17 protein-coding genes are annotated in these 19,288 nt (G+C 63.7%); 8 read left to right on the top strand and 9 right to left on the bottom strand.

All coding sequences use genetic code 11. The annotated features are described in order from the left end of the window. Positions 1–94: 94 nt before the first annotated feature. From CK218_RS05985 to CK218_RS05975, 3 genes are all read right to left on the bottom strand, one after another. Entirely contained in the window at positions 95–877 is a 783-nt protein-coding gene (locus tag CK218_RS05985; RefSeq protein ID WP_066997791.1) for an ATP-binding cassette domain-containing protein, read from the bottom strand. A gap of 2 nt (positions 878–879) precedes the next feature. After that, positions 880–1,944, bottom strand: coding sequence for an ABC transporter permease (locus tag CK218_RS05980; RefSeq protein ID WP_066997793.1), 1,065 nt, complete (start codon positions 1,942–1,944; stop codon positions 880–882). A 161-nt stretch (positions 1,945–2,105) separates the two neighbouring features. After that, positions 2,106–3,140, bottom strand: a complete 1,035-nt coding sequence (locus CK218_RS05975) for a sugar ABC transporter substrate-binding protein (RefSeq protein WP_066998169.1) — start codon at positions 3,138–3,140, stop codon at positions 2,106–2,108. Positions 3,141–3,352: 212 nt separating this feature from the next. Between CK218_RS05975 and CK218_RS05970 the strand changes: the two genes are divergently transcribed. The 4 genes from CK218_RS05970 to CK218_RS05955 all read left to right on the top strand — a co-directional run bounded on the left by CK218_RS05970 (position 3,353) and on the right by CK218_RS05955 (position 7,344). Continuing rightward, positions 3,353–4,579 (top strand): ROK family transcriptional regulator, encoded by a 1,227-nt coding sequence (locus CK218_RS05970; protein WP_095778019.1) that lies wholly within the window; start codon positions 3,353–3,355, stop codon positions 4,577–4,579. Between the two features lie 2 nt (positions 4,580–4,581). Further along, positions 4,582–5,028 carry an RbsD/FucU domain-containing protein gene (locus CK218_RS05965; RefSeq protein ID WP_095827150.1) on the top strand — a complete coding sequence of 149 codons (447 nt, stop codon included), beginning with the start codon at positions 4,582–4,584 and terminating at the stop codon, positions 5,026–5,028. Further along, positions 5,025–5,948: a carbohydrate kinase gene (locus CK218_RS05960; RefSeq protein ID WP_066997802.1), complete on the top strand. Its 924-nt coding sequence runs from the start codon at positions 5,025–5,027 to the stop codon at positions 5,946–5,948. Before CK218_RS05965 ends, CK218_RS05960 begins: the two co-directional genes overlap by 4 nt. Positions 5,949–6,201: 253 nt before the next feature. Then, positions 6,202–7,344 carry a DegT/DnrJ/EryC1/StrS aminotransferase family protein gene (locus CK218_RS05955; protein WP_066997804.1) on the top strand — a complete coding sequence of 381 codons (1,143 nt, stop codon included), beginning with the start codon at positions 6,202–6,204 and terminating at the stop codon, positions 7,342–7,344. Between the two features lie 20 nt (positions 7,345–7,364). On the opposite strand, the gene cysQ is transcribed toward CK218_RS05955, so the two are convergent. Genes cysQ through cysD form a run of 3 tightly spaced genes read right to left on the bottom strand, consistent with a single transcriptional unit; the run spans position 7,365 to position 11,006 of the window. After that, positions 7,365–8,150, bottom strand: coding sequence for a 3'(2'),5'-bisphosphate nucleotidase CysQ (gene cysQ / locus CK218_RS05950; protein ID WP_179294446.1), 786 nt, complete (start codon positions 8,148–8,150; stop codon positions 7,365–7,367). A 10-nt stretch (positions 8,151–8,160) separates the two neighbouring features. After that, positions 8,161–10,098, bottom strand: a complete 1,938-nt coding sequence (gene cysN, locus CK218_RS05945; RefSeq protein ID WP_179294436.1) for a sulfate adenylyltransferase subunit CysN — start codon at positions 10,096–10,098, stop codon at positions 8,161–8,163. Positions 10,099–10,100: 2 nt separating this feature from the next. Further along, complete coding sequence (cysD, locus tag CK218_RS05940) at positions 10,101–11,006, bottom strand: sulfate adenylyltransferase subunit CysD (RefSeq protein ID WP_095827148.1); 906 nt, start codon at positions 11,004–11,006, stop codon at positions 10,101–10,103. A gap of 455 nt (positions 11,007–11,461) precedes the next feature. Here cysD and CK218_RS05935 point away from each other — a divergent pair, with 455 nt between their 5' ends. Both CK218_RS05935 and CK218_RS05930 read left to right on the top strand, forming a co-directional pair. Beyond that, complete coding sequence (locus tag CK218_RS05935) at positions 11,462–12,751, top strand: O-antigen ligase (RefSeq protein ID WP_095827147.1); 1,290 nt, start codon at positions 11,462–11,464, stop codon at positions 12,749–12,751. Continuing rightward, positions 12,682–13,683, top strand: a complete 1,002-nt coding sequence (locus tag CK218_RS05930) for an NAD-dependent epimerase/dehydratase family protein (RefSeq protein ID WP_348628711.1) — start codon at positions 12,682–12,684, stop codon at positions 13,681–13,683. Before CK218_RS05935 ends, CK218_RS05930 begins: the two co-directional genes overlap by 70 nt. On the opposite strand, the gene CK218_RS05925 is transcribed toward CK218_RS05930, so the two are convergent. From CK218_RS05925 to CK218_RS05915, 3 genes are all read right to left on the bottom strand, one after another. Continuing rightward, a complete protein-coding gene (locus CK218_RS05925; RefSeq protein ID WP_095781959.1) occupies positions 13,671–14,165 on the bottom strand; it encodes a sugar transferase in 495 nt (164 codons plus the stop codon). The two genes, CK218_RS05930 and CK218_RS05925, sit on opposite strands and share 13 nt — an antisense overlap. A 45-nt stretch (positions 14,166–14,210) precedes the next feature. Next, the gene (locus tag CK218_RS05920) at positions 14,211–15,122 is read right to left on the bottom strand and encodes a glycosyltransferase family 2 protein (RefSeq protein ID WP_245434915.1); all 912 of its coding nucleotides are present in this window, start codon (positions 15,120–15,122) and stop codon (positions 14,211–14,213) included. 86 nt (positions 15,123–15,208) lie between these two features. Then, entirely contained in the window at positions 15,209–17,245 is a 2,037-nt protein-coding gene (locus CK218_RS05915) for a nucleoside-diphosphate sugar epimerase/dehydratase (RefSeq protein ID WP_179294435.1), read from the bottom strand. A gap of 406 nt (positions 17,246–17,651) precedes the next feature. On the opposite strand from CK218_RS05915, the gene CK218_RS05910 reads away from it, so the two are divergent. Both CK218_RS05910 and CK218_RS05905 read left to right on the top strand, forming a co-directional pair. Beyond that, positions 17,652–18,443, top strand: coding sequence for an ABC transporter permease (locus CK218_RS05910; RefSeq protein WP_095827145.1), 792 nt, complete (start codon positions 17,652–17,654; stop codon positions 18,441–18,443). A gap of 7 nt (positions 18,444–18,450) precedes the next feature. Next, positions 18,451–19,194, top strand: a complete 744-nt coding sequence (locus CK218_RS05905; RefSeq protein ID WP_095827144.1) for an ABC transporter ATP-binding protein — start codon at positions 18,451–18,453, stop codon at positions 19,192–19,194. The last annotated feature ends 94 nt before the right edge of the window (positions 19,195–19,288 follow it).

The following is a 19,288-nucleotide window of genomic DNA, read 5'->3' as shown; positions in this document are numbered from 1 at the left end:
CAGTTTGCCGCGCTGCAGCATATAATGTTAAATCGATTTAGGACGGAGTGTCCATCCGATGCACCTGCGGCCAATTACCATGGTGGAGCGGAGATCAGGCCGCCAGCGCGTCCTCCGGCGGCTTCTTGGCGCCGGTCATGAGCGCGACGGCATCCGACATTGAAATCTGCTTCGGATCGACGACGCATAGACGCCGTCCAAGCCGGTGGATGTGGATGCGATCGGCGACCTCGAAGACATGCGGCATGTTGTGCGAGATGAGCACGATCGGCAGGCCGCGCTTCTTGACGTCGAGGATTAGCTCGAGGACGCGGCGGCTTTCCTTGACGCCGAGCGCCGCCGTCGGTTCGTCCATGATCACCACCTTCGATCCGAAGGCGGCGGCGCGAGCCACGGCGACGCCCTGGCGCTGGCCGCCCGAGAGCGTCTCCACCGCCTGGCTGATGTTCTGGATGGTCATCAGGCCGAGTTCGGTCAGTTTGTCACGGGCGCGCTTTTCCATCGCCGGACGATCCAGCATGCGGAACCAACTGCCGAGCGGACCCGGTTTGCGGATCTCGCGGCCGAGAAACATGTTGTCGGCGATCGACAGCGCCGGCGACAATGCCAGGTTCTGGTAGACGGTCTCGATCCCCGCCTCGCGGGCCTCGATGGGCGATTTGAACTGGACCTGCTTGCCGTCCAGCTCAATCACCCCTTCATCGGGATGCACGGCGCCGGAGATCGCCTTGATGAGCGTCGACTTGCCGGCGCCGTTGTCGCCGATCACGGCCAGGATTTCTCCCGGGTAGAGATCGAAGTCGCAGTTGTTGAGCGCGGTCACGCGGCCGTAGCGCTTGGTCAGACCGCGCGCGGTGAGAACAGCCTGCTGGGTCATGGTTACACCGAAACCTTTCTGATCCACTGGTCGATCGCCACGGCGCCGATAATCAGGACACCGGTGAGCAGCACTTTCCATTGCGGGTCAGCGCCCAGCATGTTGAGGCCCATCGAGACGACGCCGACGATCATGGCGCCGAACAGCGTGCCGAGGATGGAGCCGCGGCCGCCAAAGAGCGAGATGCCCCCGATCACGGTCGCGGTGATCGCTTGCAGATTGTAGTCGGTGACGGCGGCGGACGGCGAGATCGAGCCGTTGCGGCCGATCGACACCCAGGCAGCGAAGGCGGCGATCAGACCGGCAAGCGTATAGACGGCCATCAGCACGGACTTGGTCTGGATACCGGAGAGTTTCGCCGCTTCCGGGTCGTCGCCGACGGCATAGACATGGCGGCCCCACGCCGTGTGGTTGAGCACATACCACAAGAGCAGCACCAACAGCACCATGGCGATGACGCCGGCCGTCAGCACGGCGGAGCCGACCCTGAAGCTCAGCGCGAAGAGATGCAGCAGCGGCGCCTGAGCGTCGACATCGGCGTCGCGGATCGTCTCATTGGCCGAGTAGATGAAATTGGTGGCCATGACGATGTTCCAGGTGCCGAGCGTCACGATGAAGGGCGGCAATTTCATATAGGCGACCAGCAACCCGTTGAGCATGCCGCAAACCGCGCCTGCGCCAAGCCCAAGCACCACGGCCAGGATTGTCGGCATGCCATAGGTGATGGCGCAGTTGCCCATGACCACCGCCGAGATGACCATCACCACGCCGATCGAAAGATCGATGCCGGCGGTCAGGATGACCAGCGTCTGGGCAGCGCCCAGGATGCCGACGATGGCGATCTGCTGCAGGATCAGCGTCAGCGTGTAGGACGAAAAGAAGCGGCCGCCGATGGCAACGCCGAAGATGATGACCGACAGCACCAGCACGATCAGCGGCACCGCCGCCGGCGTGGAGTGCAGGAAATGCTGGGCGCGCTTGACGAACGACTTGCCGTGCTCGTCGAAGGCCGCGACGCTGGAGTCGCTGCCCGAAAGTACCTTCTCGAATTCCTGAATCTGAGACATGTATCCTCCCGTATGCGCACAGCCTTCTCATTGCTGCGCGCGCCGTCGACGCCTCTTCCGGTCTGTCGCCAGGATTGTCCGCGCTTGACGAAGGCGCATCGTCCACCCGATGCGGCCGGGGATCAAGCCCCCAGCCGCAAGCTTTGTGAACCGTCAGAGCGTCAGCCCCAGCACTTGGCGAGGCCTTCCTTGGTGTCGATCGACTTGACGCCGTTGGCCGGCTTGTCGGTGACGAGATTGACGCCGGTGTCGAAGAAGTTCTTCCCTTCGGTCGGCTTCGGCTTCGTTCCGTCCTTGGCAAATTTGGCGATCGCCTCGATGCCGAGCGCCGCCATCTGCAGCGGGTACTGCTGCGAGGTGGCGCCGATAACGCCCTCGGCAACCGACTTGACGCCCGGACAGCCGCCGTCGACCGAAACGATCAGCACCTGCTTTTCCAGACCGACGGCCTTGAGCGCCTGGTAGGCACCGACTGCGGCCGGCTCGTTGATGGTGTGGATTACGTTGATGGTGTTGTCCTTTTGCAGGAGGTTCTCCATCGCCTTGCGGCCGCCTTCCTCGTTGCCGTTGGTCACGTCGTGGCCGACGATGCGCGGATCGTCTTCGTCGCCGATCTTGTTGGGATCCTTCACGTCGATGCCGTAGCCCATCATGAAGCCCTGGTCGCGCAGAACGTCGACGGTCGGCTGCGAGGGAGTGAGGTCGAGGAAGCCGATCTTGGCGTCCTTGGCCTTGTCGCCGAGCGTGGCGGCGGCCCAGGCGCCGATCAGCTTGCCGGCCTCCAGATTGTCGGTGGCGAAGGTCGCATCGGCAGCGTCGATCGGATCGAGCGGGGTGTCGAGGGCGATCACCAGCAGGCCGGCGTCACGCGCCTTCTTCACCGTCGGCACGATGCCCTTGGTGTCAGAGGCGGTGATCAGGATGCCCTTGGCGCCGTCGGCGATGCAGCTCTCGATCGCCGCGACCTGGCTCTCGCTGTCGCCATCGATCTTGCCGGCATAGGTCTTCAGGTCGACGCCGAGTTCCTTGGCCTTGGCGGTGGCGCCTTCCTTCATCTTCACGAAGAAGGGATTGGTGTCGGTCTTGGTGATCAGGCAGGCGCCGACGCCTGCAGCCGATGCGGACGAGGCGAATGCGAGCAGGCCCAGCCCGGCCGCCGCGAATACGGTGGACTTCAGCAGCGATTTCTTGGTCACGATTTCCTCCCAATGGAACCATTCCGGACGCCGGCCAACCCGACGCCTCGAGCGCATCCAACCATTTTTCCCAGCGTGGACGCCACCCCAAAAGACACCAGTCCGCATCATCTGTCAATAATTAAATCACTCTTATTTATTATTGACAGACTTGCGCTGTTCACTCATTCTGAACGAAAAGCCAGTGTGGGGAAACCGACGGGAGGAACAGGGTGGAGACCGGCATTGCGAGGCACGGTTCGCCCGAGGCTCTGGAGAGCCGGCTGCATCGCGGCACGAACCAGAGCGGCATGCGCGACCACAATGAAAGGCTGGTGCTGTCACTGGTGCGCCAGCATGGCAGCCTCGCCAAATCCGACATCGCGCGCATGACCGGGCTGTCGGCCCAGACGGTATCCGTCATCATGCGGGAGCTGGAAGAGGACAAGCTGCTCGTGCGCCAGGCGCCGCTGCGCGGCAAGATCGGCCAGCCGTCGATCCCGATGGCGCTCAATCCGGAAGGAGCTTTCTTCATCGGTCTCAAGATCGGCCGCCGCAGCGCCGAGCTGGTGCTGATCGACTTCCTCGGCAATGTGCGATCGATGCTGCAGAATTCCTATCGTTATCCGGCGCCGCGCGAGACGGTGGAGTTCGTCGGCGCTGGGATCAAACAAATGCGCGGCGAGCTGACACCGGCGCAGGACAAGCGCATCGCAGGGCTCGGGATCGCCATGCCGTTCGAGCTTTGGAGCTGGGCCGACACAGCCGGCGCGCCGCGCGAGATCATGGATGAATGGCGCCATCGCGACATCCGCGCCGACATCCAGTCCCAATGCGACTTTCCGGTCTATCTGCAGAACGACGCCACGTCCGCTTGCGGGGCAGAGCTCGTCTTCGGCCAGGCAGGCGCGGCGCGCGACTTCGTCTATTTCTATATCGGCGCCTTTGCCGGCGGCGGCATCGTGCTCAACGGCCGCCTGTTCGGCGGGCCGACCGGCAATGCCGGCGCGCTGGGTTCGATGCCGGTGCCCGGCCCGGACGGCAAGCCGACACAGCTTATCGACGTCGCCTCGATCGCCATGCTGGAAAAGGCGCTGAGCTCCAAGGGCATCGACGGCTCCTATCTGTGGACCTCGCCGCAGGAATGGGGTGAGATCGGCGCCGAGCTCGACGACTGGATCGCAAGTGCTGCACAGGCGCTGGCCTATGCGATCGTCGCCGCCTCGTCGGTCATCGATTTCGAGGCAGCGGTGATCGACGGCTGGATGCCGCTCGACGTGCGGCGGAGGCTTGTCGATGCGGTGACGGACGCGATCACCGGTATCGACGCCGAGGGGCTGAAGCTGCCGGTCGTACGCGAAGGAACGGTCGGCATCCATGCGCGGGCGCTTGGCGGCGCCAGCCTGCCGCTTTCCGAACGCTTCCTGATCGGACCGACGACGATTTCCAGGAGCGCCTGACCATGCTGATCGGCATTCCGTCGCTGCTCGGCCCGCAGCTTCTGGCGACGCTCAGGGCCAAGGGCCATGGCGACGAGATCGCCATCGTCGACGGCAATTATCCGGCCGAGGAACAGGCGCGCAGGCTGATCCGCGCCGACGGCCATGCCGTCATTCCGGTGCTGGACGCCGTTTTGAGCGTGCTGCCGGTGGATGAGGCGGTGCCGGAGGCGCTGTTCCGCGCCTCGGTCAAAGGCGATCCGGCGCTCGCCGATCCCGTGCATCACGAGATGGAAGCGGTCTGCGCGAAACGCGCGCCGGGCCGCAAGGTGATTGCGCTGGCGGGGGCCGACTTCTATGCACGCGTCAAGGCCGCGCATGCGATCGTCGCGACCAGCGAGCCAAGGCTTTATGCCAACATCATCATCCGTAAGGGCGTGATCCATCCGCCGGAGACCGAGACACAATGATCCTCTGCTGTGGCGAAGCCCTGATCGATATGCTGCCGCGCACGACGACGGAAGGCGAAGCGGCCTTCGCGCCTTATGTCGGCGGGGCGGTGTTCAACACGGCGATCGCGCTCGGGCGGCTCGGCGCTCCGGCAGGCTTCTTCTCAGGTCTCTCCTCCGACCTGTTCGGCGGCCAGTTCCGCGAAGCGCTGGGAGCAAGCAAGGTGAGCTCGACCTATGCGCACACCTCGCCCAGGCCCACCACGCTCGCCTTCGTGCGGCTCACCGATGGCCAGGCGACCTACACGTTCTACGACGAGAACACCGCCGGGCGCATGCTCGCCATCGAGGACCTGCCGAAGCTCGGGGCCGAGATCGAGGCGATGCTGTTCGGCGCGATCAGCCTCATCTCGGAACCGGCGGGATCGGCCTATGAGGAGTTCATGCGGCGCGAGCACAACAGCCGGGTGATGATGCTCGACCCCAACATCCGGCCGAACTTCATTCCGGACAAGGCCAAGCATCTGAGGCGCATCCGCGAGATGATGGCGATGGCCGACATCGTTAAACTGTCGGACGAAGACCTCAACTGGTTCGACGAAGCGGGCTCGCACGAGGAGGTCGTGCGCAACTGGCTGGACCGCGGCCCCAGGCTGATCGTCGTCACCCATGGCAGCGAGGGCGCCGTCGGCTACAGCAGGGAGCACAAGGTCACGGTGGTGCCGCGGAAGGTGAAGGTGGTCGACACCGTCGGCGCGGGCGACACCTTCAATGCCGGCATCCTTGCCTCGCTGCACGAGCAGGGTCTGCTCACCAAGGCAGCGATCGGCGGCCTCTCGGAGGAAGCCATCCGCAGCGCGCTGGAGCTTGGCGCCAAGGCGGCCGCGGTGACGGTATCTCGGGCCGGCGCCAACCCGCCATGGCGGCACGAAATAGCCTGATCGGCTGCCCGGTCTCGCCGGCGGTCCGTGCCCGAGCGATCACTTTATGTTTCGAAGGGCCGGAACAGCGCGACGAGAGCCGCTTCGAATATGCTTGGAAGCCCGGATTTCCGGCTTCTTCTGGCAATGGGCAGGCAAAAAAACGGTAACAGGCTGCGACACTTGCGCAATTCGGCCTGGCCATGGGCGGCTTTTTCAGCCGTGGCAAGTCTGGTACCAGCGGGCCGGTTTACTGGCAGCATCTGAGGCCGACATGCAGTTCATCGATCTTGGCGCGCAACGCGAACGAATCCGCGACCGGCTGAAGGCCGCGATCGACACGGTGGTCGAAGACGGCCGTTACATCCTCGGCCCGCAAGTCGCAGAATTCGAGAACAAGCTCGCGGCTTATGTCGGCGTCAAGCACGTGGTGGCCTGCGCCAACGGCACCGATGCGCTGCTTCTGCCGCTGTTTGCGGCCGGCATCGGTCCGGGCGATGCCGTGTTCGTGCCAAGCTTCACCTTCGCCGCGACGGCCGAGGTGGTGGCGCTCGCCAAGGCCGAGCCTGTCTTCGTCGACGTCGATCCCGACACTTACAACATCGATATCGCCAGCCTCGAGGCGGCGATCGACATGATCAAGAAGCAAGGAAGGCTGAAGCCGAAGGCGATCATCCCGGTCGACCTGTTCGGACTTGCCGCCGACTACGAGGCGATCATGGCGATCGCAAAGCGCGAGGGCCTGCTGGTGATCGAGGACGCGGCCCAGTCGATGGGCGGCTCGGCCGACGGCACGATGTGCGGCGCCTTCGGCCATGTCGGCTCGACCAGCTTCTATCCGGCCAAGCCGCTCGGCTGCTACGGCGATGGCGGCGCGATGTTCACCAATGATGCTGCGCTCGCCGACAAGCTGCGCTCCTTCGCCTTCCACGGCAAGGGCGAGACGCAGTACGACAACATCCGCGTCGGCATCAATTCCCGCCTCGACACGCTGCAGGCGGCGATCCTGATCGAGAAGCTCGCCATCCTCGAGGAAGAGATGGTGGCCCGTCAGGCGGTCGCCGACCGTTACGCCAATGGGCTTGGCGACATCGTCAAGGCATCACGCAATCTCGGCCACGGCCGCTCGGCCTGGGCACAATATGCCATCGAGACGCCGAAGCGCGACGGGTTGAAGGCGCATCTCGGCGAAAAAGGCATCCCGTCGGTCATCTATTACGTGAAGCCGCTGCACGAACAAATCGCCTACCGCGACTATCCGCGCACGCCGACCGGTCTTGCGGTTTCGGAAAAGCTGCCGAAGCAGATCCTCTGTCTGCCGATGCACGCCTATCTCAGCGAAGCCGACCAGGACAAGATCATCGAGACGATCCGCAATTATATCGGCTCCAACTCGGCGCAGGTCGCGGCTGCCTGATCTCCCCCTTCAGGAGGAGATTAAGCCTCCACGCCCTTCCCCGTCGCAATGAAGTACGGGTTGGCGAAATCCGTGTCAGTGGCCTGGTTGCGTTTGCCGTAGCGGAGCGGCTGGCCGTCCAGCGTGCGGGTCATGCCGCCGGCGGCGCGCAGCACCGCATCGCCGGCCGCCGTATCCCATTCCATGGTGCGACCGAAGCGCGGATAAACGTCGGCCTCGGCGGCGGCGAGCAGGCAGAATTTCAGCGACGAGCCTATCGAGACGATTTCGGTGGCGCCGAGATCGCGAATGAAGGCTTCGGTTTCCGGCGTGTTGTGCGAGCGGCTGGCGACGACAGCGAGCGGCGTGCCGCCTGCCCGCACGGTGACTGGCCGACGGCCGGCGACACGATAGTCGCCGTCAACGTCGATCGCTTCCGCCGTCCCCGGCCGACCGGAGAAGAAACGTCCTGTGCAAGGCGCGAACACGACGCCGACTTCCGGCACGCCGTGGCGCACCAGCGCAATGTTGACGGTGAAATCGGTGCGGCGGTTGACGAATTCCTTGGTGCCGTCGAGCGGATCGACGAGGAAGAAGGCGCCGTCGAGGTCGGGCGTGGCAATACCCGCCGCAACCTCCTCCTCGGCGACGCAAGGGATGTCCGGATAAGCGGCGCGCAGGCCGGCCAGGATAATCTTTTCGCTTTCGCGATCGGCTTCCGTCACCGGCGAAGAGTCGGACTTGCTGTCGACGGCGCAGCCTTCGTGGAAGACGCGCATCACCGCGCGGCCGGCATCGAGCGCGAGGCGCTCGAACACGCCAAGCATTGCCGCGTCCTCAGATGCCGCCGCCATCGTCATACTGCTCTTCGGCAACGTCGCGCTCCGTCAGCCAGTGTTCCAGGGCTTCCGCCATCTCCTCGGGCGTCCTGCCGAGAGTCTTGAGGTGGATCTCGGGGTTCTCCGGCGTCTCGTAGGGAGAATCGACGCCGGTGAAGTTCTTGATCTCGCCGCTCAAGGCGCGGGCGTAAAGGCCCTTCGGGTCGCGGCGGGCGCATTCCTCGAACGGCGTGTCGACGAACACCTCTACGAATTCGCCCTCGCCCATCAGCTCGCGCGCCATGCGCCGCTCGGCGCTGAAGGGCGAAATGAACGAGACGATGACGATCAGGCCCGCATCGGCCATCAGCTTGGCCACTTCGGCGACGCGGCGGATGTTTTCGACCCGATCCGCGTCGGTGAAGCCGAGATCGCGATTGAGGCCGTGGCGAACATTGTCGCCGTCGAGGATGTAGGTGTGGCGGCCGGACGCGAACAGCTTCCTCTCGAAGAGATTTGCGATGGTCGACTTGCCGGAACCGGACAGACCGGTGAACCAGAACACCGCCGGGCGCTGGTTTTTCAGGTCGGAGCGGCCGCGCTTGCCGACGTCGAGCGATTGCCAATGAATATTTTCGGCGCGGCGCAGCGAATGCAGGATCATGCCGGCGCCGACGGTGGCGTTGCTGATGCGGTCGATCAGGATGAAGGCGCCGGTCGTGCGGTTCTCCGCGAAGGGATCGAAGGCGATCGGCGCCCGGGTCGACAGGTTGCACACCCCGACCTCGTTGAGGTCGAGAGACTTCGCAGCCTCATGCGCGAAATCGTTGACGTTGACGCGGTATTTCAGATCGGTGACGGTCGCGCTCACCTGATCGGTTTCGGTGCGCAGGATATAGGACCGGCCGGGCAGCAGGGCCTGCTCGTCGAACCAGACCAGATTGGCGGCGAACTGGTCGGCGACCTGCGGACGTGCGGCCGGCGATACCAGCATGTTGCCGCGCGAAACCTCGACCTCGTCCTCGAGGACGAGCGTGATGGCCTGGCCGGCAACAGCCTGCTCAAGGTCGCCGCCATGCGCCACGATGCGCTTGACCCGGGAGGCCCTGCCCGACTTGGCGACCACGACCTCGTCGCCTTTGGAAACGGAACCGGATGCAATTGTTCCGGCAAAGCCGCGAAAATCGAGGTTGGGACGGTTCACATACTGGACGGGAAAGCGGAACGGCAATTCGATCGCCGCCTCGTCGACGGACACGGTTTCCAGATGCTCGATAAGCGACGGCCCGGAATACCAGGGCGTGCGCTCCGAGCGGCTGGTGACATTGTCGCCGAAGCGCGCGGACATCGGAATCGGCACGATACTGTTGAAGCCCAGGCTTTGCGCGAATTCGCCGTAGTCGGCGACGATCCGGTCGAACACGGTCTTGTCGAAGCCAACGAGGTCGATCTTGTTGACGGCAAGGACGATGTGGCGGATGCCAAGCAGCGACGCGATGATCGAATGGCGCCGGGTCTGGCGCAGCACGCCCTGGCGCGCATCGATGAGCACGATGGCGAGGTCGGCGGTCGAAGCGCCCGTCGCCATGTTGCGCGTGTATTGCTCATGGCCGGGCGTGTCGGCGACGATGAACTTGCGCTTCGGGGTGGCGAAGAAGCGGTAGGCGACGTCGATTGTGATGCCCTGCTCGCGCTCGGCCTCCAGCCCGTCGACGAGCAGCGCGAAGTCGATGTCGTCGCCGGTGGTGCCGTGCTTGCGAGAATCGTTCTCCAACGCGGCGAGCTGGTCCTCGAAAATCTGCTTGGTATCGGACAGCAGTCGGCCGATCAGCGTCGACTTGCCGTCGTCGACCGAGCCGCAGGTGAGAAAGCGCAGCAGCGATTTCCTCTCCTGCGCGGCCATGTAGTCGCGGATCGAATCGGTCGGGGCGAGGCTCGTGGCCAGGATGTGGCGCATGCTCAGAAATACCCCTCGCGCTTCTTCTTTTCCATGGAACCTGCCTCGTCGCGGTCGATGAGGCGGCCCTGACGCTCGGAGGTGCGGGCGGTCAGCATCTCGCCGACGATGGCTTCGAGCGTGTCGGCATCCGATTCGATGGCGCCCGTCAGCGGATAGCAGCCCAGCGTGCGGAAGCGCACGAGACGGTTCTCGATCTTCTCGCCGGGGCGCAGTTGCATGCGGTCATCGTCCTTCATGATGAGCATGCCGTCGCGTTCGACGACCGGCCGCTCCTTGGCGAAATAGAGCGGCACGATCGGGATGTTCTCCTGCAAAATATACTGCCAGATGTCGAGCTCGGTCCAGTTGGACAGGGGAAAGACGCGGATCGATTCACCCGGCGCGATCCGGGTGTTGAAGATCTTCCACATTTCGGGCCGCTGGTTCTTGGGGTCCCAGGCATGCTGGGCATTGCGGAAGGAAAATATGCGCTCCTTGGCGCGCGACTTCTCCTCGTCGCGACGGGCGCCGCCGAAGGCCGCGTCGAAGCCGTATTTGTCGAGCGCCTGGCGCAGAGCCACCGTCTTCATCACATGGGTGTGGGTGTTCGAGCCGTGATCGAAGGGGTTGATGGCGTCGCGCACGCCGTCTTCGTTGACATGAACAAGCAGGTCGAAGCCGAGCTTCTGCGCCATCTGATCGCGAAAGGCGATCATCTCACGGAACTTCCAGGTCGTGTCGACATGCAGGAAGGGAAATGGCGGCTTGGCGGGATAGAAGGCCTTCATCGCCAGATGCATCAGCACCGAGGAATCCTTGCCGACCGAATAGAGCATCACCGGCTTGGCGAAGGAGGCCGCAACCTCACGGAAGATGTGGATGGATTCGGCCTCTAGCCGCTGCAGATGAGTGAGCGCGATATTCATAAGCTATTGAGCGTTCTTTCATGCCGGCCAGGCCCTTGCAGCAGGCGATTGGCGCGGTTTGCTAAAACAGCCCGTCAAGCCCTGGACACTTGTCGCGGGCGTTCTAGCAGATCGCCATCGCCCATAACAATGCAAGACCCGCGCCGGGCACAGCGCTTTGGGAATGAATTTTCCAAGTGAGCTTGATAAGTCGGAAAATTCTCCCAGACAAGCCGAGCAATTGAAAGGGGCCGAACAAACCTATTTGCTTCGATCGGCTAGGTTGACTTCCAAGAGCTTTCGTCCACGCCGCCGATTTTTGGCTGGACATCCTTCGGTCGCCCTATCGGAGATCGGAGCCAGCCGCTATACCGGCGCGGGAGCGGGCGAGGCGCGGCAGAACGGGATCGGTCAAGGCCAATTGTTCGGTACTCCGGCGGGTCTGCGCACAACCTGGAAGATTGCGAAGCAAGGCATTGAACCCGTTTACATCGCTTCGGCGGCATCTCACGCCGACACAGATCAACATCTATTTCTCGATCGTCTGCTTCTTCTCGCCGCCGGTGCTGGGGTCGGTGGTCAGCTTCGTTTTCAACGGCGGCGCTCTCTGGTCCGTGGTTCTGCTCGCCATCAAACGGCGGCGGTTCAACATCGACCGGCCGATGCTTGCCATGACGGTGGCGATCTGTGCCTATTGCGCGGCCATCGTCCTTGCTTCGATCGTCAACGGCACGCTGGCGGCGGATCTGCGGTTGTTCCTGCCGCTGATCACTTTCCTCTTCTTTCCGATCTCCTATTCGACCTGGAGCATCACGGAAAAGACCGTGCTTGTACGCATCGTCGTGCTGGCGAGCGCCGCGGCATGTTTCGGCGCGCTGCTGCTCGCCGTCGTTCAGTATTACTGGATCGGCACCAGGGCCGAAGGCGGTGCCGGGAATGCCATCGTATTCGCGACGGTGACCTGCCTGGCCGCGGCGATGAGCCTCGCAGGCGCGCTGTCGGGGATCGAGAAGCGCTGGAAGCTGCTGACTCTCGCTGCGCTGTCGGGCAGCTTGGCGGTGCTTTATTCGGGCTCCCGCATCATCTGGCTGGCGCTGCTGCTGGCGGGCATCGCCGTGCTCTCGATCAACCGGCGCCGGCTCAGCGGGTTGAAACTCGCGCGCATTGCGCTGATTGCCGGCGGCGCCTGCCTGCTGCTCGCCGCGATCGCGTTTCCCGTCATTGCCAATCGCGCTGACTTCCTTTTCAGCGACTTGGATGCGCTCACCACCAAGAACGACCATACGACGGCGCTTGGGCTGCGGGTGGCGATGTGGGAGATCGGCACGAACGCGTTTCACGAGGCTCCGATTTTCGGACATGGCATCACAGGCAGCCGGGCGCTGATGAAACAGGGTTTTCACGATCAATTCGGCATGGACGCAGGCTACAACCATTACCACAACGGTTTTCTGACCGCGGCGGTGCAGGCCGGTTTGTTAGGGGCGTTCGCCTTGGCGGCGATCTTCGTCGTCGCGGCCTGGAACGCGGCAAGGGCGCTGCGCCGCAGCGCCGTCCCAGCGGAACGGTTCGGCGCAACCATGATCATCGTCACGGTCGTCACCTATCTCATAGGCGGGCTGACCGGTATCCTGGTCGGCCAGGACCTCCTCGATTCGACGCTGATGGTGTTCCTGGTTTCGGGAACCTATCTGGCTTGCGGACGAACGGTGCCGCCGACCGGCAAGAGCGCAGCCATTCCTTCGGCCGCCAGCCGGCGAACATGAAGGTCCTGGTCACCGGGGCGACGGGGCTGATCGGACGCCAGGTGACCGGCCGGCTGCGTCAGGCCGGCTTCGACATACGCATTGCGTCCCGCTGGCCAGAACGACTGCAGGCTGCGGGCGAGGTCTTTGCGCTGCCCGGCGCCGATGCGCCGGACGACGCCTTCCTGGCACTGATGCGCGAGGTGAGCCATGTCGTCCACTGCGCGGCGCTGAACAGCGATCGGAACGCCAGCGACGCCGACTACCAGGCCGCCAATGCGACGCTGACCGCGCGGCTGGCCAAGGCCACGGCTGCAGGTTGCGGCGGGCGCTTCATCTATCTTTCCTCGATCCGGGCCGTGGCGGGTCCCGGCTTCAGCGGCACGATCAACGAGACGATGGCCCCTGCTCCGCAATGCGCCTATGGCCGCTCCAAACGCGAAGGCGAGATCAGGATGATCGCCGCTTACGCCGGACGCCCGGATGCCACGGCACTGCGCCTGCCGCCCGTCTATGGCGAGGGCATGAGGGGCAACATGGCGTCGCTGATGCGGCTTGCCGACACCGCCCTGCCGCTGCCGGCCGGCGCGCTGGCAGGTGTGCGTTCGCTGATCGCGTCCGACACGGCGGCGGGCGCGGTGCTGCACCTTGTCAGCCGTCCAGGACCGCTCCACCCGGCCTATGTCGCGGGCAACTCAGTTCCGCTGGCGATGTCGGAAATCATTGCCGCGTTCCGGCGTGGTTTCGGCCGTCCGCCGCGGCTTTTTCCCATGCCCGCGATGCCGCTCCGGCTGGCGGCAAGGCTGCTCGGCATGCAGGCATCGTGGCAAGCCTTGACCGCGACCCAGATCTGCGATCCGTCACTGCTGGCCTCGGAAGGTTGGATGCCGGAAACCGATACGCTCGGCCGGCTTGAGGAACTGGCGCGAAAGAAGGCCGCTCAGGCCCGGTAGAATGTCCCCAGCAATATTCTGAGGTCGAGGCCGATCGAAGCGGCCTTCAGATAGGCTGCGTCGGTCTCGGCGCAGAGTTTCGGATCGGACATGTCGATGCCCTTGATCTGCGCCAGCCCGGTGATGCCCGGAAGCGCCGAAAGCACGCCCAGCCGCTGCCGGTGGCCGATCAACTCCGTTTGCGTCGGCAGGCACGGACGGGGACCGACAAGGCTCATCTCGCTCTTGAGCACGTTCCAGAGCTGCGGCAGCTCATCGATCTTGGTCGCGCGCAGCACCCTGCCGACCGCGGTGACCGACCCAGCAGGCGCCTCGTGCGTTGGCAAGGACGGGGTGTTGCGATGCATGGTGCGCAGCTTGTGGCAGGCAAAGACAGCGCCGCCCCGCCCGACGCGCAGCTGCGAAAAGATGGCCGGTCCGGGCGATGTCGCCCTGACCGCCAGCATGGCGATCAGCACAACAGGCGAGGTAACCGCCAGCATGACGGCCGCGATAGTCAGGTCGAAAGCCCGCTTTGCCGTCACGGCTCAGATCCGCCGCCAAAGAAAGGCAAGGTAGAGGCCGAGCGTGCCCATCAGGGTCTGCCGGTAGACGCCGCTTTTGCCGAGCAGGCTGAAGCGCCTGAGAGCACTGCCCTTGCGCGCCCTGATGAACAGGCGAAGGCAACGTGCTGCATCGCGTGTAACGAGGTCGCGGTTGACGGCAAGGCCTCTGAGATTGCTGTCCGTCCAGGTGGCGAACTGGCCCTGGAACAGCCGCCCGAGCCTCGAAAGCCTTGCCCTCCAGGAGACGTTGGCGCCCACCAGGTTCGCCCCGTGCTGCCGGTATTTGACCAGCGGCCGCGGCTCGTAGCGGACCGTGCCGCCGGCGGCGGTGACGACGAGATAGGCCCACCAGTCATGGCTGACGAATTCGGTTCTTGCCGAGGCCTTCGCCAGAAGGTCGCGCGCCGCGCGGTTGAAGAGCATGGTGTTGCCGCCGGCGATGCTCTGCACAAGGGCGTTGCGGAAGGACGGCGGGCGGTGGAACAGCGGCGAATGGCCGGCCGGGACGCCGGTCTCGGAAATGGTCGCCGTGCGCGAGCAGAACAGGAGCGGCATTGCCATATCCTCTTTCTCCATCCAGCGAATGGCGCTCTCCAGCCGGTCCGGCTCCCAGACATCGTCCTGGTCGCAAAAGGCGTAGTAATCGGCATCGACGCGCGGCTCGATGATCATCGAGCGGAAGTTGGCGGCGAAGCCGTTTCGCGGGCCCTGCACCAGCGTAAGGGAGCCCTTGTTCCAGCGGGACCGCCACGCATCGAGGATCGCGAGGGTGGCGTCCGTCGAGCCGTCGTCGGAAACCCAGAGATCGACATGGGGCCACGACTGGTCGAGCAAGGACTGCAACTGCTCGCCGATAAAGGCCGCGCCATCCCTCGTGCCCATGAGAACGGCCACGCGCTGATCTTTCCCGGTCACTGTTTCAGAACCCGCAGGGCATTCGAACAGGCTTCAATAGCCAATTGCGGGAGGGCGGCACAGGCCTAACCGATCTGTCCGGCCGCTTTCGGCACCGCCCGCTGGGGCGCGCCGCCAATGCCTTGCCCTGCCCGGTAGAGCCCGGCCAGGATCGCGAGGGCCGCGGCCTTGTCCTGGTCCCGTATGGCGGCCACCAGCGCCGGCAGCGCGGCCTCGATCCTCCGCCACTCCACCACGTCGGTCCTGAGGCCGAAGATCTTGGCGATGTCGAGCTTGACGACCTCCTCGCTTTCGCCATGCAGCGCCTCGTGCAGCTTCTCGCCGGGCCTGATGCCGGTGAAGCGGATCGGAATGTCGGTATAGGGGCTTTTGCCGGCCATGCGGATCATGGTTTCGGCGACTTCGAGGATCGGCACGGGCTTGCCCATGTCAAGCATGTAGATGGCGTAGTCGTCCCTGCCCTGGCGCCGCTCGGCATCGGCGGCCGACATGATGACGAGATCGACGGCCTCGGCCACCGTCATGAAATAGCGCGTCATGCGCCGGTCGGTGATGGTGACAGGCCCGCCGGCCTCGATCTGCGCCTGGAAGATGGTCGCCACCGAGCCGTTGGAGCCGAAGACGTTGCCGAAGCGCACGGCGATGAATTTGGTGCCGGGACGACGCACAGTTGGGGTGCCGGCATGGTGGCCGTTCAGCCCGCCGGCATGGAAAGGCGACGGCTCGGCGTGCGTTTCATGCAGCGAGGAGACGATCTGCTCGGCCGCGCGCTTGGTGACCCCAAGCACCGAGCTCGGGTCGACGGCCTTGTCGCTGGAAATCAGCAGGAACTGCGGCACCCCGCATTCGGCCGCGACCTCGGCGCAGGCGAGCGTGCCGAAGACATTCGTTTCGATCGCCGCTTCCCAGTTCTCTTCCAGCAGCGGCACATGCTTCAGCGCCGCGGCGTGAAAGATGATCGCGGGTTTGAACTCGCTGACGAGGCGCATCATGTGCGGCCGGTCGGTGACATCGACGATGCGGCTTGCCAGCCGGTCGCGGTCTTTCTCGTCGATGATCTGATCGAGCTGGAAGATGCCGAACTCGGAATTGTCGGCCACCAGCACCGCCTCGGCGCCGAGCTCCAGCGCGCGCTTGACCAGCACACGGCCGATGGAGCCGGCCCCGCCGGTGACCAGCACGCGCTTGCCGCCGACGAAGGCGCCGATGCGCGCGATGTCGGTGGCGACCGCCGAACGGCGCATGATGGTTTCCATCTCGACGGCATCGAGAACCAGCTTGCCGCCCTGCCCCAGTTCCGAAAGACCGGAGAACTGGACGACGGCGATGCCGCTGTGGCGGGCGACGCGCACCAGCTCGGCATAGTCTTCGATCTCGCGCTCGACCCCCTTGCCGAAGATCAGGAGGTCGAGGTTTTCCGTGCCCTTGACATACTCTTCCAGCACCTCGACCAGACGCGGCCGCAGCGCCACGACCGGAACGCCCTGGATCTGCGTGCCGAGCGGCGCGTCGGCTTCCGTGGCCATGATGCCGGCAATGGCATATTCGGCCGGCACCGCCGTGCGGGTGAAGCGGACGATCACGTCGGCCTCGCTCAGCCGGCCGATGAACAGCGCCTGCTTGATCGACGCATCGCCGGCGGCGCGGCGCAGGATGCGCCAGGACGCGCCGTCGCGCAGGAAGCGATAGTAGAGCCTGGGTGCCGAAATGATGGTGAAGGAGACCAGGAAGAAGACGATGAACTGACGCTCGTTGAGACCGGCGACCGGCTGGAAAAAGGAGCGGTAGGCAATCGAGGCCAGATAGAGAACCACCGTCAGGCTGCCGCAGCCCTTCAGGATGTTGAAGAAGTCGGGCGTCGAGGCAAAGCGCCAGACGGTGCTGTAGAGGCCGCAGGTGCGAAACAGGAGATGGGCGAGGAGCACGATCAGCGCCCAGCAAGCCAGCCCGCCGGAGGAGAACGCATCGAAGGAAAGCCGCGACTGCGAGAGCGTGAGGCTGAGCGCCACCGCGATCAGGACCATGACGAGGTCCTGGACCATGATGATGGCGCGCCGCATCTTCGGTCGGAGGCCCGATACGGCTTCTACATAGGCGGTCATTGGGTAGTACTGAACTCCAGGCGCGGGAAATATTACCAGAACGGCGCAGGACAGAACACCGTCCCTCGCCACTCCAGATTGCAAATCCCCAACCCCGTCACCGGTTATGGCATTAGCGCGGAGTTGGGGGGAGAGCTAGGGGTTTTTTAGACATATGTGATCGTGCCAACGATTTGTCTCGACGCGGCAACAACTCGGACTGGACTGTTAGTCGCTTCAGGAAAACTGTCGGAGCATTCAATAGAATTCGCTAATAAATATCACAGGCTGACGACCCAGCTTCACTACGACGCGGCGCGCTGCCATAAGCTTGTCGCAATGGCTATGAAAGAGGTGCGCGGCGGGCGTGTGAGCGTGAGACCGGGCACAGAACAACCGGGCACAGAACAATTGTGGCACCACGACAATGATTTCGGCACTGAACGGCGCTCTTGAAGATATCTTCGGGGCCATGAAGCTGCGAAGAGTATGGATCGCGCTCGCTCACGAGGATATCGGTGACCAGCATCGGCGGACCACGCTCGGGCCGCTTTGGCTTCTGGTCAACTATCTTGCCTTCGCAGGGACGTTTGTCTTCGTATTCAAACCCGCCGGCAAGGACGCAGCAGGTTATTCCGCTTATGTGGCCATCGGTCTCATGGTATGGTTTTACCTCATGGAGGTCATTTCCTTGAGCGTGCCGCTCTTCAAGCGCGAAGAGAGCTTCATCGAGGGCACGACGCTGCCCCTGTTCGTTTATGTGATGCGATTGACGGTACAGTCGGCGATTCGCGCGGGCTATGCGGTTGCCGGATGCGCCATCATTCTCCTGATCAGCGGCCCGGTGCCGACGCCTGCTTGGCTGTGGTCGCTGGCGGGATTGCTCTTGATCCTGTTGACCACGCCAGCCCTGATTACAGTGTTCGCGTTTACCGGCGCATTCTTCCCTGACAGCGAATTCATCGTTGGCAATCTGATGCGCGTCGGGATGTTCTTCACACCCGTCTTCTGGGTGTATAACGCGCAAGACGCCATACAGAGATACGCCTATCTCTGGAATCCATTCTCTTATCTCCTGGACGTTGCGCGCATTCCGATCCTCAGAGGTGAGTTTCCGATCAATGCCTTCGTCGTCACTGGGACCACAGCCTTGGTCATGTGGGCGATCGCGTTGCTGCTGCTTGGCAGATACCGCCGGCAGGTCGTCTTCCTGATTTGAGTTTGTGATGGTTTCGATAAAACTGGACAACGTGAGCCTGGTCTACAAGCTGCACGAAAAGCTGACGCTTTCGGCGCCGGACCGGCGTTTGGGCGCGACAGGCGGCAGAATTGAAGCCTCCGGTCGTAAGCAGTTCGTTCAGGCGCTCGACGGCGTCAACTTCGAACTGAAAGCCGGCGATCGACTTGGCCTTGTCGGCCCGAACGGAGCCGGCAAGACGACACTGCTGAAGGTGCTTTACGGCATCTATGAGCCTTCAGGAGGAAGCGTCGCGATCGAAGGCAAGGTCGATGCTCTTTTCAACATCAATATCGGATTTCGCCGTGAAGCGACGGGCCGCCGGAACATCGTGCTGCGAGGCCTGATCAACGGATGGTCGGAAGCCGAGATCGAAGAAAAGATGGAGGACATCATCGCCTTCAGCGAGCTCGGCGATTTCATCGACCTGCCATTCAAGGCCTACAGCCAGGGCATGGCTGCGCGGCTCGCCTTTTCGGTGGCGACCACGCTCGACCCTGAAATCCTGCTGATGGACGAATGGATCGGGGCCGGCGATGCCTCTTTCCAGGAAAAGGCCAAGAGGCGCATGGACGAACTGGCCGAAAAGGCGGGCATCATCGTTCTGGCGAGCCACAGCGAAAGCCTCATTCAAAGCGTGTGCACGAAGAGACTGACGCTCAAAGGAGGCCGAGTGGAGTCGCTGACGACAGTGCTGGCCCAGCCCGCCGAAGCGGCAGTGGCCAACTCCTAGGTTTACACGTTTCGCAAAATGGCGCCAAGCTGTTGCGAGGGAGTCGGAATCTCAATAGTTGTGCGCATTGTTATGGTTTCCACCACGCCGCGAT

This window comes from Mesorhizobium sp. WSM3879 (assembly GCF_002294915.1).
GTDB lineage: Bacteria > Pseudomonadota > Alphaproteobacteria > Rhizobiales > Rhizobiaceae > Mesorhizobium.
This window is presented reverse-complemented; position numbering and strand designations above follow the sequence as displayed.

Excerpts from the sequence above, each read along its gene's own strand:
- CK218_RS05985 (WP_066997791.1), bottom strand. The coding sequence starts at position 877 with ATGACCCAGCAGGCTGTTCTCACCGCGCGCGGTCTGACCAAGCGCTAC.
- CK218_RS05980 (WP_066997793.1), bottom strand. The coding sequence starts at position 1,944 with ATGTCTCAGATTCAGGAATTCGAGAAGGTACTTTCGGGCAGCGACTCC.
- CK218_RS05965 (WP_095827150.1), top strand. The coding sequence starts at position 4,582 with ATGCTGATCGGCATTCCGTCGCTGCTCGGCCCGCAGCTTCTGGCGACG.
- CK218_RS05960 (WP_066997802.1), top strand. The coding sequence starts at position 5,025 with ATGATCCTCTGCTGTGGCGAAGCCCTGATCGATATGCTGCCGCGCACG.
- CK218_RS05955 (WP_066997804.1), top strand. The coding sequence starts at position 6,202 with ATGCAGTTCATCGATCTTGGCGCGCAACGCGAACGAATCCGCGACCGG.
- cysQ (WP_179294446.1), bottom strand. The coding sequence starts at position 8,150 with ATGCTTGGCGTGTTCGAGCGCCTCGCGCTCGATGCCGGCCGCGCGGTG.
- cysN (WP_179294436.1), bottom strand. The coding sequence starts at position 10,098 with ATGCGCCACATCCTGGCCACGAGCCTCGCCCCGACCGATTCGATCCGC.
- cysD (WP_095827148.1), bottom strand. The coding sequence starts at position 11,006 with ATGAATATCGCGCTCACTCATCTGCAGCGGCTAGAGGCCGAATCCATC.
- CK218_RS05925 (WP_095781959.1), bottom strand. The coding sequence starts at position 14,165 with ATGCTGGCGGTTACCTCGCCTGTTGTGCTGATCGCCATGCTGGCGGTC.
- CK218_RS05915 (WP_179294435.1), bottom strand. The coding sequence starts at position 17,245 with ATGACCGCCTATGTAGAAGCCGTATCGGGCCTCCGACCGAAGATGCGG.
- CK218_RS05910 (WP_095827145.1), top strand. The coding sequence starts at position 17,652 with ATGATTTCGGCACTGAACGGCGCTCTTGAAGATATCTTCGGGGCCATG.
- CK218_RS05905 (WP_095827144.1), top strand. The coding sequence starts at position 18,451 with ATGGTTTCGATAAAACTGGACAACGTGAGCCTGGTCTACAAGCTGCAC.